At 42.5% G+C, this 16,880-nt stretch carries 13 protein-coding genes and 1 rRNA gene; 1 reads left to right on the top strand and 13 read right to left on the bottom strand.

Annotation, left to right across the window (positions count from 1 at the left end):
* The 4 genes from ORH16_RS15935 to hslO form a co-directional block, all read right to left on the bottom strand.
* Window positions 1–113, bottom strand: a 16S ribosomal RNA gene (locus ORH16_RS15935); the annotation flags it as partial.
* A 535-nt stretch (window positions 114–648) separates the two neighbouring features.
* A complete protein-coding gene (gene lysS / locus ORH16_RS15930; protein ID WP_265459852.1) occupies window positions 649–2,145 on the bottom strand; it encodes a lysine--tRNA ligase in 1,497 nt (498 codons plus the stop codon).
* A gap of 300 nt (window positions 2,146–2,445) precedes the next feature.
* A complete protein-coding gene (gene dusB, locus ORH16_RS15925) occupies window positions 2,446–3,459 on the bottom strand; it encodes a tRNA dihydrouridine synthase DusB (protein ID WP_265459851.1) in 1,014 nt (337 codons plus the stop codon).
* A 1-nt stretch (window position 3,460) separates the two neighbouring features.
* The gene (gene hslO / locus ORH16_RS15920) at window positions 3,461–4,348 is read right to left on the bottom strand and encodes an Hsp33 family molecular chaperone HslO (RefSeq protein WP_265459850.1); all 888 of its coding nucleotides are present in this window, start codon (window positions 4,346–4,348) and stop codon (window positions 3,461–3,463) included.
* A gap of 323 nt (window positions 4,349–4,671) precedes the next feature.
* On the opposite strand from hslO, the gene ORH16_RS15915 reads away from it, so the two are divergent.
* A complete protein-coding gene (locus ORH16_RS15915) occupies window positions 4,672–5,610 on the top strand; it encodes a CPBP family intramembrane glutamic endopeptidase (RefSeq protein WP_265459849.1) in 939 nt (312 codons plus the stop codon).
* A gap of 71 nt (window positions 5,611–5,681) precedes the next feature.
* On the opposite strand, the gene ORH16_RS15910 is transcribed toward ORH16_RS15915, so the two are convergent.
* The 9 genes from ORH16_RS15910 to ORH16_RS15870 all read right to left on the bottom strand — a co-directional run bounded on the left by ORH16_RS15910 (window position 5,682) and on the right by ORH16_RS15870 (window position 16,869).
* Window positions 5,682–7,973: a glycoside hydrolase family 65 protein gene (locus ORH16_RS15910; protein ID WP_265459848.1), complete on the bottom strand. Its 2,292-nt coding sequence runs from the start codon at window positions 7,971–7,973 to the stop codon at window positions 5,682–5,684.
* Window positions 7,966–8,802, bottom strand: a complete 837-nt coding sequence (locus ORH16_RS15905; protein ID WP_265459847.1) for a DUF1189 family protein — start codon at window positions 8,800–8,802, stop codon at window positions 7,966–7,968. The genes ORH16_RS15910 and ORH16_RS15905 overlap by 8 nt, the downstream gene beginning before the upstream one ends.
* Window positions 8,803–8,827: 25 nt before the next feature.
* Entirely contained in the window at window positions 8,828–9,667 is an 840-nt protein-coding gene (locus tag ORH16_RS15900) for a sugar ABC transporter permease (protein WP_265459846.1), read from the bottom strand.
* Window positions 9,668–9,670: 3 nt separating this feature from the next.
* Window positions 9,671–10,963 carry a carbohydrate ABC transporter permease gene (locus tag ORH16_RS15895; RefSeq protein WP_265459845.1) on the bottom strand — a complete coding sequence of 431 codons (1,293 nt, stop codon included), beginning with the start codon at window positions 10,961–10,963 and terminating at the stop codon, window positions 9,671–9,673.
* A gap of 215 nt (window positions 10,964–11,178) precedes the next feature.
* Window positions 11,179–12,453 (bottom strand): extracellular solute-binding protein, encoded by a 1,275-nt coding sequence (locus ORH16_RS15890; RefSeq protein WP_265459844.1) that lies wholly within the window; start codon window positions 12,451–12,453, stop codon window positions 11,179–11,181.
* 101 nt (window positions 12,454–12,554) lie between these two features.
* Window positions 12,555–14,336 carry a glycoside hydrolase family 13 protein gene (locus tag ORH16_RS15885; RefSeq protein ID WP_265459843.1) on the bottom strand — a complete coding sequence of 594 codons (1,782 nt, stop codon included), beginning with the start codon at window positions 14,334–14,336 and terminating at the stop codon, window positions 12,555–12,557.
* Window positions 14,337–14,595: 259 nt separating this feature from the next.
* The gene (locus ORH16_RS15880; protein WP_265459842.1) at window positions 14,596–15,561 is read right to left on the bottom strand and encodes a LacI family DNA-binding transcriptional regulator; all 966 of its coding nucleotides are present in this window, start codon (window positions 15,559–15,561) and stop codon (window positions 14,596–14,598) included.
* An 85-nt stretch (window positions 15,562–15,646) separates the two neighbouring features.
* Window positions 15,647–16,084, bottom strand: a complete 438-nt coding sequence (locus ORH16_RS15875; protein WP_265459841.1) for a GNAT family N-acetyltransferase — start codon at window positions 16,082–16,084, stop codon at window positions 15,647–15,649.
* Window positions 16,085–16,374: 290 nt separating this feature from the next.
* Entirely contained in the window at window positions 16,375–16,869 is a 495-nt protein-coding gene (locus ORH16_RS15870; RefSeq protein ID WP_265459840.1) for a hypothetical protein, read from the bottom strand.
* Window positions 16,870–16,880 lie beyond the last annotated feature (11 nt).

Here is a 16,880-nt window from a genome sequence, read left to right as displayed (position 1 = left end):
CCACTCCTTTTCTTTCGGTGGAGCAAGCTCCGGTGAAAGAAAAAGCGTTCGACTTGCATGTATTAGGCACGCCGCCAGCGTTCGTCCTGAGCCAGGATCAAACTCTCATAATAAAAGTGTTTGCACAGTCTTGCGACTGTTAGCTCATTAATTGTTTGCTAGCTTTTGCTTGCAATGTTTATTTTGTCCTTGACTATCAAGGACGCCCTACACATTGGTTCGTTTGCTTTGTTCAGTTTTCAAAGGTCTACATGTTGCAATTCAGCTTCTTAAAAAGAAGTGAATCTGTTGTTTCAGCAACTTTTATATCTTATCAGCTTTGTAGCTGATTGTCAACAACTTTCTCTAATTTATTTTTCAATAATTTGAAATTTGTCGTTCAATATAGAGGACTGAAAACATTTCTTGAAAATCCGGTAAGCATTGGTATGACTAATGTTTGACCGTCGTCTCAAGCAACTTCGTTAGTTTATCATGTAAAGCATTCTTCGTCAACAAAAAAAGTGAAAAAAGTTTAAAAAATCTCAAAAAAATCAAAGTTGTTAAATATCTTCATTTTTCTTTTGCAATTGACATATAAAATGACCTTCTACAAAATAATACCTGCTGATAATCAAATTTATCAGCAGGTATACTCTGTGTTCTAATTTATCTCATCGTTGGGAATAATAAGACGTCGCGGATGGATTGAGCATCGGTTAACAACATCACTAGACGATCTATTCCGATACCTAGTCCACCGGTTGGCGGCATACCGTATTCCAATGCTTCTAGGAAATCTTCATCCACTCCATGGGCTTCATCATTTCCTTGCTCCCGTTCTTTTTCCTGCTCTTCAAAACGACCTCTTTGATCGATTGGGTCATTTAATTCGGTAAAGGCATTGGCAAACTCTTTGCCGACAATAAATAATTCAAAGCGATCCGTGAAACGAGGATCTTCGGGGTTCTTTTTAGCCAAAGGGGAAACTTCGACTGGATGTCCGTAAACAAAAGTTGGTTGACGCAGAGTATCTTCAACAAAGGTTTCAAAAAATTCATTGAGAATATGGCCGACTTCCATAGCATCGGTGATTGCCACGTTGTGTTCCTTCGCTAAAGCCCGTGCTTCTGCCACTGTCATTTCCTTCCAGAAATCAACGCCAGTTTGCTCTTTAATGGCATCGACCATGTGAATACGTTTGAAAGGCGCTCCCAAATCAACCGCTTCTTCATTGTAAGTAATGTTTGTGTTGCCGAGAACTTTTTCAGCAGCATTACGAATAATACCTTCTGTCAAGTTCATCACATCTTGGAAATCAAAATAAGCTGTATAAGCTTCTAGCATTGTGAATTCCGGATTATGGGTCGTATCAATGCCTTCATTGCGGAAAACGCGGCCGATTTCGTAGACTTTTTCCATGCCACCGACGATTAATCGTTTTAAATGCAACTCAAGGGCGATACGCAGATACAAATCAATATCTAGTGCATTATGGTGAGTGATAAATGGTCGCGCTGCAGCACCACCGGCTTCATTATGCAGCGTTGGCGTTTCAACTTCAATATAACCTTGGCCGTCCAAATAACGGCGAATTTCGCTGATAATTTGGCTGCGTTTCATAAAGCGGTCAAAGCTGTCACGATTGCTGATTAAATCTAAATAGCGTTGACGATAGCGCTGTTCAATATTCGTTAAGCCGTGGTATTTATCTGGCAATGGGCGCAAGGCTTTAGAAAGTAGAGTAATTTCTCTAGCTTTAATCGAAACTTCCCCCATGTCAGTTTTCATAATTTGTCCGGTAACGCCGAAGAAATCCCCTAAGTCACTGTGTTTAAAAATTTCATAGGCTTCATCGCCGACTTCATCTTTGCGGACATAGATTTGGATTTGGCCTTCCCGGTCTTGCAAATGCGCAAAGCCGACCTTACCTTTGCCTCGTTTAGTCATCATCCGACCAGCAACGCTGCTGGATAAATTCATTTCAGCGAGTTCTTCTTTGGTGCGTTGGTCAAATAATTCATGTAGTTCTTGGGAATTATGGGTACGGTCAAAACGCTTGCCGAAGGGATCAATGCCTTCTGCTTGTAGTTCTTCCATCTTTTGACGTCTGACCAGCATTTGATCATTTAGTTCTTGTTGACTGTTTTGTTGTTCCTCTGTCACTCTGTTTCCTCCGTTCTTGATGTCTCTTCCCTATAATGCCAATGAAGACCGGAAAATGCAAGTTGAAATTCTTTTCCTTAAAAAATAAAAAACTGCGACCTCTTTTGTAGAAGTCGCAGTTAAATATTTTTCAGTAGCTATCTTTATATAGAAGAAAGAATCTAAGCTGTTGCGTTTTTCTTCTATAATAAAAATCTTTGAGAATTTTGTATTTGGCTAAACCGACCAGTAGGCTTATCTATAAATAGTTTTAGTTTTAAAATGCAATAATGCATCAATTACAAAAAAATTTGCTACAAGTTAGATGCTAGTCATTTTTTCTTTGCTCTCCAATTTATCCACTAAATCATCCAGCAAACCTGCAATTGTCGCTTCATTTTCTGTCTGATTAATCGCCGCCTTGACTTTAGCAGCCCGGGAAACACCTTTTAGATAGTAGGCTGCGTGCTGCCGGAACTCTCGACAGGCAACCTTTTCGCCTTTTAAAGTGACTAAACGGCTCAAGTGCAATTTCGCCGTGGCAATTTTTTCCCGCGGGCTAGGTTCGGGCATCAGCACACCAGTTTCCAGATACTGCTGGGTGCGGTGAATCATCCAAGGATTGCCTAGTGCAGCTCGGCCAATCATCACGCCATCTACGCCGACTTCTTCTAACATGCTCTTGGCGTCTTCTGGGGTGCGGACATCCCCATTACCCATGAAGGGTATCGTCAAATGCTCTTTGACTTCTTTTAAAATTTCCCAATTGGCATGGCCTTCGTACATTTGAACTCGTGTGCGTCCGTGCATCGCAATCGCCGCCGCTCCTGCTGATTGGGCAGCCAGAGCATTTTCCACCGCAAAGACGTGGTCTTCATCCCAACCGGTACGCATCTTGACCGTCACGGGAATATCGACGGCGGCTGAAACCGCCTCGACCATTTCATAAACCTTGTTGGGATCCAGCAGCCATTTGGCACCGGCTTCGGCTTTAATCACTTTGTTGACGGGACAGCCCATGTTGATGTCAATGATATCTGCGGTGGTATTTTCTTGGACAAAGGTTGCCGCCTCCACCAGGCTCTCCTTAGAGCCGCCAAAAATCTGCACACTTAAAGGATGTTCCGTTTCATCAATGTAGAGCATTTCCAAGGTTTTTTTGTTGCGGAAATGAATCCCTTGATCGCTAATCATTTCCATCACCACAAGGCCAGCACCGAACTCTTTGACGGTGACCCGAAAGGCGGCGTTGGTGATGCCCGCCATCGGAGCCACGACGACTCGATTGGGAATTTCAACATCGCCGATTTTCCAGCTTTGATTTAATGCAGACATATTATTCTCCTAGCGCTTCGGCCTTCAAGGCTTGAAGGTCGGCTTCATCGTAGTAGTATTTGTTATTGCAAAATGCGCAGACGGCTTCAGCACCGTGATCTTCATCAATCATCTGCTGAATTTCGTCTGGTCCTAAGGCGATAATTGCTGAAGCAAATTTTTCCTTAGAGCAGTCGCATTTAAACTGAACTGGCATTTTTTCTAAAATTTCTAATTGTTCGGTTCCAACTAGCCCTTGTAAAATTTCCTCCGGCGTTTGACCTTCATCTAATAATTTTGAGATTAAAGGAGTTCCCTGTAATTGCTGTTCAATTTTATCAATGATGGCTTCGTCGGCTCCTGGCATGATTTGAATCAAAAAGCCGCCAGCTGTCTTAATGCTGTCATCAGTGTCCACCAAAACGCTTAGGCCCACCGCTGAGGGGATTTGTTCAGAAACTGCTAGGTAATAGGTGAAATCTTCGCCAATTTCACCGGAGACAATCGGTGTTTGACCAGAAAAAGGTTCCTTCAACCCTAAATTTTTAATCACCACGAACATACCCTCTGTTCCGACAGCCCCTTTAACATCCAATTTCCCTTGAGGATTAGCTGGCAGACTGATGTGGGGATTTTTAATATAGCCTTTGACATCGCCGTGGCCATTGCTGTCAACAACTATCGCACCAGCCGGTCCATCTCCTTGAATTTTTACGGTTAATTTATCGTCGCCCTTGAGAGTCGCGCCTAATAAAAGGGCGCCGACCATCGTGCGGCCTAAAGCTGCCGAGGCGGTATGCCAAGTATCATGGCGACGCTGGGCTTCTGCCACTGCCTCTGTCGCCTTCACTGCGTAGGCCCGCACAAAACCGTCGTAGCATAAGGCTTTTACTAAATAATCTTCTGTCATCGCTTTTTCTCCTCTTGAGTTGCATTCATTCTTGCATAATACTAGCCTTCAGAAAATATTTCAACTTTTCTTGATTGCGGGTGGAGCGGTGGGGCTACTCATTCGGCGTTAGCGAACCTCCTAAAAGTAGTTAAACTCATAATTTTTTTGATTTTGCGCTGACGTTTAAGTACAAGCCCTAACAAACTTGTTAGTACCTAAATTTTTATCCAAAAGGTACAATACTAGTTAGCTTGATAAATTATTCAGAAATCTTTCAATTTATTTTTTGTTTTGCTTAGCACTAGTTTGATTTACCAAGAAAATTGAAAAGGACGTGACTTATGTTTTCTAGATTACCGAAAATTCCCAGTATGAATTTGATTGATGAACCAGCCGAGCGAAAATGGTGGCTGCCATTTTTCACTACCATCGTAATTTTTATGGCGGCCCAGATGGCGGTGGCTATTATCTTAGCCATAATACTAGTCATTTATATCGCCCTCAGCCAACAGCCTAACACTTTAGATAACTTAACGGAGCTCACTCAAGCGACATTGTTGAACTTATTTACCTTTGCTATTCCTTTAATTGTTCTATTAGTTATCTTCAAATTTTTTAACAAACAACCTTTAGCAGCCTTAGGTTTTGTAAAAACTAAACTGGTTGTAAACTATTTAGTTGGGTTAGCGCTAGGTGCTATTGGTCTTTTGCTGGTCCTAGGCTTGTGTCTTTTATTCAACAGCGCATCAGTTAGCCTAAGTCAGTCCACCAATTGGCTGATGATTGTGCTTTTATTCTTAGGTTTTATGGTACAAGGGATGACAGAGGAAGTCTTTTTTAGAGGCTATCTGATGAACCTAGTCGGCCACCGGAAAAATGCAACTATTGCAATTGTCGGAAATTCGATTTTGTTTGGGTTGTTCCATGGAGCAAATCCAAACATATCTTTGACCTCGCTGATTAATCTGATACTGTTTGGCTTTGTCTTTTCACTATTATTTTATCTCACTGAGAATTTGTGGGTGGTTGGGGCGGCCCATACTATCTGGAATTTTATGCTGGGACCCGTTTTTGGTATTAACGTCAGCGGGCAAAATCTTGACGGTAACTCGGCGATTTTCACGACAACTTTGGCGGATAAGACCGCTTGGTTAAACGGTGGCAGTTTTGGGCTAGAAGGTGGTCTGGCCTGCACACTTATCGGGCTACTTGCGATTGGTCTTCTGCTATTTCTGATTCAAAAGAAATTGTCAAAACAACTCCGTAATTCTGTTGCGTAAAAAACGGAGCTTCCCCACCAGCAAGCTGGTTTGGGAGAAGCTCCGTTTTTTTCTAATGCTAAACATAAAACTTATTCGCTTTTTTGAATTGAAGTCACAATTGGCTGCGCTGCTTCTAAGGTCAGCGCTTGGTCATAAAGTTTCAAGTCTAACACTGCTCCAGCTTTTAATTTCAAAGTAACTTGACTTTGATCAACAGTCACTTCGATTTGCCGTTCCCGATATTTAATCACAAAGGAATAGCCTTGCCAATCGGCTGGACAGAAAGGCTTAAAGCTTAGCACTTCGTCAAAGGTCCGCATGCCGGCGAAGCCTTGGACAATCGCCAGCCAACTGCCGCTCATTGAAGTAATGTGGAGGCCGTCATCGGTATCGTTGTTATAATTATCCAAATCTAAACGGGCAGTCCTCTTGTATAGCTCAATCGCTTTTTCCTCTTTGCCTAATTCTGCCGCTAAAATCGAGTGCACACATGGTGACAAGGAAGATTCGTGGACCGTCATCGGCTCGTAAAAATCAAAGTTGCGCATTTTTTCTTCTCTAGTAAACCGATTACCGAAGAAATACATGCCCTGTAAAACGTCCGCCTGCTTGATAAAGCAGCTGCGTAAAATTTTATCCCAAGACCAGTGCTGATTTAATGGACGGTCTTCTGGTGCCAGTTTACTAGTAGGCATTAAATCCTTATCCAAGAAGGTGTCATGTTGGACATAAACATCAAGTTCTTCATTGTAAGGGAAGTACATATTGTCAATAATATCCTGCCAGTGGGTCAGCTCTTCTGGGCTAACATCCAATTCCTTTTGCGAAGCCGCTAAAGATTTGGGATAGTTTTCCGCTGCATATTTTAAGACCCAAGCGGCAATATAGTTGGTGTACCAGTTGTTATTGACATTATTTTCATATTCATTTGGCCCGGTGACGCCGTGAATCATATATTTTTGCTGGCGTTTAGAATAATGTACCCGATCCGCCCAGAAGCGGGCAATCGAGACCAAAACTTTGATGCCATCACTATAAAGATAGCTGGTGTCGCCGGTGTAATTGGTGTAATTATAAATGGCATGGGCCACTGCACCATTGCGGTGAATTTCTTCAAAGGTGATTTCCCATTCGTTGTGGCACTCGACTCCCGTGAAGGTCACCATTGGATAAAGCGCACCCTTTAAGCCTTGTCGGCGGGCATTGATGAAGGCCCCCGGCAATTGATTGTAGCGATATTCCAATAATTTGCGACTGACTTCCGGTTCCGCCACAGACAGATACATCGGTACGATATAGGCTTCTGTGTCCCAATAGGTTGCCCCGCCGTATTTTTCGCCGGTGAAGCCTTTTGGTCCAACATTTAAGCGGGCATCTTCTCCATAATAAGTTGAAAACAGCTGGAAGAGGTTGAAGCGAATACCCTGTTGCGCTTCCGGGTCGCCATCAATTTTGACATCCGCCTGTTGCCAGCGGGCTCCCCAAGCAGCAGTCTGCTCAGCTAAATGTTCTGTAAAATCTTTGCTGCTATTTTGATCAATTAGTTTTCGAACTACTTTGACCTGCTCGGCTTCTTCGACGTCACGGCTGGTGATGACCGCCACCATTTTTTCAACGGCGAATTGGTCGCCAGTTTGTCCGTTAACAGAGAAGCACTCGCCGACTTGCAGTGGACTGCTGCGTAATTCCCGCAGACTTTCCCGATAAATTTGATTTTTCATAGCAGTCGTTACCGAAAAACGTGGGGTGCCAAAATTATTGGGAATCGTTTCGGTTGTTAAAAAGGCCAATTCCGGTTGACTGCCACGATTTTTTTCTAGCCAGAAAGTTTCTTCATAATTGCTGTCTTCATTGCGGACATTGCCGTCAATTTTTGACAGAATTTCAATCAGCGGCTCACCAGCTAAAATCTCAACCGAGACTCTGACAAAGGCCAGCTCCTTGGTGACAATGCTGACAAAGCGTTCAAAGGTGAATTTAACTTTGGCATCCCCCTGCTGATAGAGATAGCTGCGTTTTAAGACCCCGTTGCGCATATCCAACTCAGTGTAAAAATCGTCATAAGTCCCCTTCGCTAAATCAACCTCGGTGCCGTCGATAACGATTTCCATGCCGATAAAATTAGCGGCATTGATTACCTTGCCGAAATAATCGGGATAGCCGTTTTTCCACCAGCCGACCCGGGTTTTATCTGGAAACCAGACGCCAGCTAAATACGTGCCGGGATGAGTTTCCCCGGAATAGGTTTCTTCAAACATGCCACGCATCCCCATATAGCCATTGCCGATGGAGGTTAAACTTTCCATTAAACGTTTATTTTCCACATCTAATTGATGGGTCGCTATTTTCCAAGGATCAATTTCAAACAACCTTTTATACATTTTCTCCACTCACTTTCTGGTCTTTAAATTTGGTGCGGATGTAAATTGCAAAAAGCAAAATAATCATCGTCAACATTTGAACAGCAATCATCATGGTCACGTCATAGTAAATCAGCCCAAAAACAAAGGCTAAAATCGTGCCTAAGCCCAGACATTGAATGATGATGCTCAGGCTTTCTTTAAAGGAGCCGATGGAGGAAAAGCTGCTCTTTTTGGTCAGCCAAAGGAAAAAGGCGCTCCCCAAAACTAAGAACAAATTCATCACAAACAGCAGAAAGCCGGTGGCCAATAGAGCGCTGATAATAATCGGCAGCCGCTGATTGGCAAAAAATTGCTGGCCAAGCAGCTTTTGCAAGGCTGCTCCGCTAGTAGCTTGACTAGGATTTAAACTGTCGGTGTAATACAGCTCAAAGCTGTATTCCCGTTCCCCCTGTAAACCCGTAATCTGCCAAGTGGTCGGGGTAAAATTAACAACTGTTGTTTGCCCCGCCAGCTCAGCCTCAGTTAAATTAACACCGACAATTCCGTCTGCGCTTTGATTTAAAATAGTTGACTCACTGCTCTCTAATTCGCCGTTTTCAATTGGCAACTCGGAAAAGGCGGCTGCGGTCTGGTCATCTAAGAGGGCTGCGACCTCCGGCAGTGAATCTGCTAAAGAAAACTGATAGCTGGTAGCCAAATTTAAAGTGACCGGAATCAATAATAAAGCATTTAAAAAAATATAGATGAAAATCAGTTGAAACCAACTGAAATTTTTCCTGCCTAAAAAGATTTTTCTTGGTGAAGCGATACCGCTAAAATAATTAATCGGAAACTGTTCAGCTTTCAAGTTTCAACATCCTTTCAAAAAATAATTAGCCTTTGGTTCCTCCAGAAGTTAAGCCGGTGACAAAATGTTTTTGTAGGAAGAAGAAAAGGATTGAAATCGGCAGGGCAATTAAAATGGCTCCCGCCGCAAATAGCGACACTCTTTGATTGGTGACATCGCTGATAAAGGTTTGCAGTCCTACGGCAACCGTTTGATTTTCCGGAGTCCGCAATAAGAAGCGGGCCAACATAAATTCGCCAAATGGTCCCATAAAGGCCCACAACGCTTGTACGGCAATCATCGGCCGTACTAATGGTAACACGATTTGGGCAAATATTCGGATATGTCCGGCGCCGTCTAATTCCGCCGACTCATCCAAGTCAATCGGTACGGTATCAAAATACCCCTTCATCAGCCAAGTATTCATCGGAATCCCGCCGCCGATGTAAATCATCGTCAAGAACCAATAGCGGTCTAAAGCATCCAATAAGAAGGCCATTACATAAAAGGCCGTCAACGCTGCCATCGTCGGCACCATTTGAATGACTAAAAATAAAATCAGACTGAATTTCTTACCGGCAAAGCGGTAACGACTATAAGTATACCCCGCCAGCGTAACAATCGCTACCTGAACAATCATGGCAGATATAGCAATAATCAAAGTATTTTTATACCAAGTGCCATAAAGGGTTTCGGTAAAGAGCCGCTCAAAATTGGTCAGTGTCCACTCGGAATTGAAATCTAACGAGAAGGAGGCAATGTTTCCTGATTTAAAAGCGGTACTAGCCGTAATCAAAAGCGGATAGATAATTATCACCGACAACAAAATCAGAAAGAGATAGGTAAAAATTTTCGGCAGCATCTTTTTGAATTTGTATTTATTCATGGTCTACTCCCCTTCCATATTAAAGGCGTTCGTTCGTTTAAAGACAATTAACGACACTGTGATAACGATGGCCGAAATAATCAAGGTGATGGCCGACGCCAATGAGTATTGCGGTGATTGTCCGGTGGTCAGTTTGTATATCCAGGATATCAGGATATCCGTCGAACCGGCACCGCCGCCGACACTGCCGGGGCCACCATTATTAAAGAGGTAAATCATTGAGAAATTATTAAAGTTACCGGTATATTGGGTGACAAAGGTTGGGGCTGCCACTAAGAAAATTGCCGGTAAGGTAATATTGCTGAAGCGTTGCCAAGCATTCGCCCCGTCAATTCTAGCTGCTTCATACAAGTCTTCTGAAATCGACTGCAAAATCCCGGTGACCATCACATAAATATACGGGAAGCCCAGCCAACCTTGAATCATAATAATCGCAACCTTGGTCCAATTGGGATCGGTTTTCCAAGAAATCGCTCCGATATCGACAAAAGGCAGATTATTTAAAAAGGGAATAACTTGGGTGTTAATCGCCCCGATACTATCGTTAAAAATATTAGAGAAACTCATAATCGTGATAAAGGCCGGAACCGCCCACGGTAGCAAGAAGATTACTCCGAAAACCCGTTTGAATTTGATGAATTTTTGATTGGCTACTACAGCTGTCAAAATTCCCAAAGCAATTTGCAGGGTGGTGGCACAAACGGTCCAGATAATCGTCCAGGTAAAGACCGCCACGAAGGGTTTGCGATACGTACTTAAGAAGAAAATATCGACAAAGTTTTTGATGCCGACCCAGTCGATTAAATTAGCCGGTGGAATATGGCGGAAATCATAGTTGGTAAAGGCCATAAATAAGGTAACCAGCACTGGAAAAATAATCGTAAACGTCATTAAGGCATAGGCCGGTAAGGTTAAAAGATAAGGAAAGCCTTTATCCGTAACATTTAAGAAAATTTCTTTAAACGTCGTATTGACCTTGTGACCGCTCTGCCATAATTTTGCGACTTTGCGGGCATCGTAGATATTAATAAAATAGAAGAATAAAAAGATTGCAGTGATGATTAATTGTAAGACGCCACGAATCATCAAGAATAGCGAATGATCGACCATCGGCGTGCTTCCCAGTGAAATCAGATTGGCAAAGGTCTGGAAGCCGACTAAAACCATTTCTGCAGCAAAGGCGACAAAAATTGCGAAAAAGATCAGCGCCTTACTTTTTTGCTTGTTGTAAAACTGCCCTAAACCTGGAATCAGTGATAACAGGGTTGCTTTATTGACACTATGTGTTGTTTCCACAGAACCATCCCTCTTTTCTAAAAAATAAGTGCTGCGACCTGCCTTTTAACAATAAAATAACCGAACTATCGAGAAGTCGTCCTGTCACTTCCCAGTGACAATGCGGAGCGTTCATCAAATATAGTTCGGCTATTTTTGATTGGCGATTGTTTAGGTCACAGCCCCTTATCTTGCATTGTTTAGCTGTCTGCTTTAAAAATTATCCGTTAAGCGGCTTAATATTTTTGTTCAATCGCATCTTTAATGGTTTGAACTGCATCGTCAGCAGCTTCTTGAGGTGTTTTTGTGCCGGAAGCCGCTTCAAACATCATGTTTTCTTCACCCGTCCAAACTTCAGCCATTTCAGGAATATTTGGCATTGGTTGCGCACTTGCATATTGTTCAATTACGGCAGTTGTCAATTCATTGCCGGCAGCACTAGCTGTTTCCCGAGCTGCTTGGTTCGCTGGAATTTCTTGGGTATCTTCGTATAATTTTTCTTGATTTTCTTGATTTGTTAAATAGTCTAAGAATTCTTGTGCTGTGTCTTTATGAGTAGAGTAGTTGCTGACAACCCAGCCTTTACCACCACCAAAGGCTTGATAATCTTCACCGTTAGCTAATGTCGGAATCTTTGCAATCCCAAAGTTAACGCCAGCATCGGTATAAGTGGCAGCTTGCCAAGGGCCATCAATAATCGCTGCTGCGGCACCAGAAGTAAATTGGTTGGTAACAAAGTCGCCGGCACTTGTGATATCTTGCATCCCTTGTGGCCATACATTTTGGAACCAGTCAGTTGCATACGTGATACCTTCAACTGCTCCACTGTTATTCAAGCCAATATCGCTTGTGTCTGTGCCGTCTTCACCGAAGATGTATCCACCGTAGCCGGCCATTAAACCATATGAATAGTAGAAGTCAGTCCATTTTGCTAAGAAACCAGTATTTTTGCCTGATTCAGAAGCAAAATCAAAACGAGAATCTTCTGCTAAAGCTTCTAATTCAGTAAAGCTAGTTGGTGCTGCATCAACCAAATCTTTATTGTAATAAAGAACTAATGTTTCAATGATGGCTGGCGCCCCATAAACTTTATCGTCCACCGTCACTTGTGCTTGGTCAGTTTCATCGTAATCATCGGCATTGCCTAAAGTCACTTCCGCCAAATGGCCTTGTTGAGCTAAGCCGCCGATACGGTCGTAAGCAGACATCATCACGTCTGGCGCTTTGCCGGCAGGTCCATCTAATGCCAAGGCATCTAGTTGATCAAACATGTCTTTTTCGATGACTTCAATTGTTACCCCATTTTCATCTTCAAAGGCACCTTTGATTTCATTGATATAATCCACGTAGCCTTTGTCAACAGAGACAGTTAATGTATTGTCATCTGATCCGCCGCTGGCACTGCTGCCGCTATCAGCCGTTGAACTATCAGAGCCACCGCCACACGCTGCTAATGTTAACGCCGCACTGGCAGCTACTAACCCAAGACCAAATTTTTTATAACTCTTCATGTTTTGTTTCCCCCTAAATGTGTTTTGTTTACACGTTTATTATGCTGAGGAAAAATAACTTTTGCAACCGTTTTCTCTCTGTTACCGGTAACAGGATTTTGTTACGCTTCAATTGTCTTCAGACTAATGCTAAAGCCATGCTGTTTTAAAAATTGCTCGCCATGTTCTGCGGTGTATAAGCCTTGATCCAACAAGACCTGCTCTGAATCAAAGAGCGGCAAGGTTTCTTCACTCTCGTTAAAGGAGGCGACCAACTCTTGATTACCATAACGTTTGCGGAAGATAACACTGTCGCTATCTTCATCAGCCTGCAGCCAATCAAGTTGACCATAAGTTATTAAATCGCTGTATTCTTTTCTGAGGGCAATCAATTTTTTCGTAAAGGCCAACATGTCTAAATCTTGATTTTCCGGTTCCCAAATCATACAGCGGCGGCAATCGGGATCATCGGCTCCCTCCATCCCAATCTCCGTTCCGTAATAAATACAGGGCGAGCCTTTTTGTAAAAACATAAAGGCCAAAGCCGCCTTCGTCAGTTCCTTATTGCCTTGACTCAAAGTTAAAACTCGGGCTGTATCGTGGGAATCCAAGAGGTTAAACGTAACTTCATTGGCTTGATCCCGATACAAAAGCTGCTGCTGATTCAACCCGCTGACCATTTTAGCCGCCGAGAATTTCTTTTCAAAAAAGAAATCTTTGATATTGTCGGTAAAGGCGTAATTCATCACGGCATGAAATTCATCTCCCTGCAACCAGCTTTGAGAAGAGTGCCAAATTTCACCTAAAATATAGAAGTCCTTTTTCAAACCGGTCACTTCAGTGTGGAATAATTTCCAAAAATGATGGTCCACTTCATTGGCAACATCTAAGCGCCAGCCGTCAATATCAAACTCGCGAATCCAATAGCCGGCAATGTCCAGCAAATATTTCTGAACTTCTTTATTGGCAGTGTTCAGCTTTGGCATGTGCGGCGTAAAGGCAAAGGTGTCGTAATTCAAATTGGCCGCCGTTTCCGGCAAGTCCGTCATCTGATAATCGTCCACTGGGAAATTATGAATGTGGAACCAGTCTTTGTATTTAGACTTCGCCCCATTTTTTATGACATCCTGCCATTGGGGTGAAAAATCCCCCATGTGATTGAAAACGGCATCCAGCATAATCCTCATGCCTCGTTTATGGGCCTCATCAACTAATTTCTTAAACAATTTTTTGTCGCCAAAATCTGGATCAATTTCAAAATAATCAATCGTATCGTATTTATGATTGGAAGTCGCTCTAAAAATTGGACAGAAATATATGCCGGTAATCCCCAAATCACTCAGATAATCCAAGTGGTCTAACACCCCTTGCAAATCGCCACCGAAAAAGTCCTCACGATCCGGTAACTTGCTACCCCAAGGCAACGTGCCTTCTGGGTCATTTTTAGGATTGCCGTTCGCAAAACGCTCTGGAAAAATTTGATACCACACCGTATCCTTGACCCAGGCTGGCGCTTTAAAGCGGTCAATCTCTTGGAAATAAGGCATTCGAAAATAAAAATTAGCATTGGCTAAATTTTCTTCCGTATAAGGGTAAACTCCTTGGTCACAGTATAAAAGTTCTAACCCGTCGTAGCCCTCCACATAAAAGCCATATTGCAACCGGCGAAATTCAGCGCCGACTTCAATTTCCCAATAATCGTGCAGGTCAGTGCTGAGAAGCTTAGCCATTGGTGTTTTATCCAAATACCAGCGGTCGCTGTCAATTTGATAAGGGTCACCTTTGATTAAGGCGACTTTGCGGGCATCTTGTCTTCCTGTCCGCAGACGAATCCGCATTTTGTCTGGTGTATAGAGATAAGCAAATTCACTTTCAGGGCGATGATATAAAGCTGCTGTATTCATAAAACGTTTCCTCCAAGTCAAGTTTAGAATGCACTTTCATGATAGCGAATCTTGCCCGCCAGCTCAATCAATTCCTTTTTGTTACCGGTAACAAAAAAAGCTGATAAAAATCCACAAAAAAATCAACGAACTTAATTTTAGCTGGCTACTGGGTTTAAAGCACTGCTTGGTCTGCTTAAAACTTGCAGGCTGTACATACCCTTGAAACAGCTAACTGTCAGAAAAAATTCGTTGATTCTCTCAATTTTTAATTTTGTTTCTATGTGGTTAGTTTTTTCACTTGCCGAGTCGATTCCCTAACAATCAATTCCGGCAGGAAAATTCGGCTGCCTTGATTGGCTCCGTCTTCGTCAATTTTTTTCAGCAATAGTTCCCCGCAGACCTCGCCCATTTTGATGATGGCCTGTTTAGCAGTGGTCAGTTTCGGCGAACTGACCTGATCTAAAAAGACGCCGTCAAAGCCGATAATCCCGTAATCCTCTGGCACATCGCCGCCGCAATTTAAAATTCCCCGCTCAATCCCTAACGCCAAACGGTCGGAACTGCAGACAAAACAAGTATTTTTCGGAAAAGGCCAATTGTCCTCAATATAATTTTGCGACATTGTCGAACGATTTTTAAAGCGTTGGATTTCCGTTGGTAGCTGATGTTTTTTCATGGCATTGAGGTAGCCAGCCTCTCGAGAATGCTCAAAGGACTCGTCAATATCAATGCCGATGTAAATAATATTTTGATAACCGACTTCTAAAGCATGATGGGTCGTCAAATTAGTGCCATAGCGATTGTCGCTGTCGACAAAATCATAGCCGTAATGATTTTCACCGAAAAGCACCACCGGTTTGTCCAATTGACTCATCCACTGGAAATCCGTATCCCGAAAACCAGTAATAATATAGCCATCACTAGCTCCGATATCAAAACCAGATTCTGTCACCAATTGCAGGGAGTAATGGGCCTTGCCGACTGCTTCGGCAATCCCCATCAATAAATTCATATAATAAGGCTCTGTCGTGTCAATTTCTTCTAAAATCAGCAGCTTAATAATCTGCGAACGCTTGGAGACCAGCGCCTTTGCCGCAATATTCGGCTGATAATCCAGCTCCTTCATCGCTTGAAAAACAAGTTCTTTTAACTCATCCGTCACTTGATCCGGGTGATTAATTACCCGGGAAACGGTCATCTTCGATACATTAGCTTTCTTTGCAACATCTGAAAGCGTCGCCATGAGCTTCACCTCTTTTAAATAGTATAACAATTTCTTGCAAATGAGAAAACAACTTCACTCAATTTGTCCCCGCAGCCTGCACCTTTTAAGCTAATCTGCGTACCATTTTAAAGTCGATGGCTCCGGTGGCATTCCCCACTGGCCCGCTAATTATTTGGAAACCATTTTTCTGATAAAATTCTAGTGCTGTCTGGCGAGCATCCACTTCAATCAACTGAAAACCTTGCATCTGTATATCACCAACTAAAAAATCTAATAGGTGGCTACCTAAGCCCCGCTGCTGATAAGCTTCTGCCACCGCAAATGCCGTCAAATGCGCAGTTTGCTCCGCCGCTTTAAACCAGCTGACTGTGCCAATCAGCTGCTCCTCAATAAAAACTCCGTAAAAATCATTATCTGCTTCAATCAGTAGGTCCTCGTCATAAATTGACTTTCCCAGCGGCTGACGCAGAAGTTTGTCTCTTAGTGCCAAGGCCTGTTGGTAGGCAGGTGCTTGGTTAGTAAATTTTTGATAGGTGAACATGTGTGGCCTCCTTTAATGACTTACTTAAGGTTACCATAGATTAAAAAAAAGGTTTCTCTATAGAAAAAAGTTAGTTCTCACAGCTAGAAAAGATTAGTTCGCACTATCTTAAATAATGGAATTTATTGCAAAAAAAGCCCTTAAAGATTGCCTGTGCAACAATCCTTAAGGACGATTTTTCTTTAATTCTGCTGTCCTGTAAATGTGTAAAACAAACTACTAGAAAAGAAAAAATTTAACGAATTTTTTTTACCAAACTTTATTTTCAAGGTAACTACTGAATTATCAGACTAGCCTTGTTGCAGTTTAAATAGCGCAAAGCGAATAAAGATTGCTAAAAATAGTAGCAAAATGGCTCCACCAAACTCTTGAAACAATAATTTCCGTGAAAAGTTAGCTTTGAAGCCTGCCAAACTTAACTGGTAATATTGATGGCTTTTGAATAGCAGCCAAACGAGTAACCCACTATATAGATACTGTCCCATCAACATTAAGACTACAAATAGAAGCGCCAGATTAAGGTAGGCTTTATTTGCAGAGCCTTCTTCATTGACAGATTTTTTCATCAGAAAAATCAAATATGCGCAGTAGGGTAAGGCACAAAAGCTAATCAATTGAACACCTAAGATTGGCTCAAGATTAACTAAATCCATCATCTCAACACCTAGGTTTGCTGAATGAAACGATAGATAGATATAATATAGCACTGGTAAGGCAATATAAACGACTATCGTGGTTGTCATGATCTTGCTTAACCCATTATCTTTAACTTGTCTGGCTTCCATTCCTACTCCTC

The organism is Enterococcus sp. HY326 (assembly GCF_026157065.1).
Lineage (GTDB): Bacteria > Bacillota > Bacilli > Lactobacillales > Enterococcaceae > HY326.
Note: the sequence above shows the minus strand (reverse complement) of the source record. Positions and strands in the feature narration are given on the sequence as shown.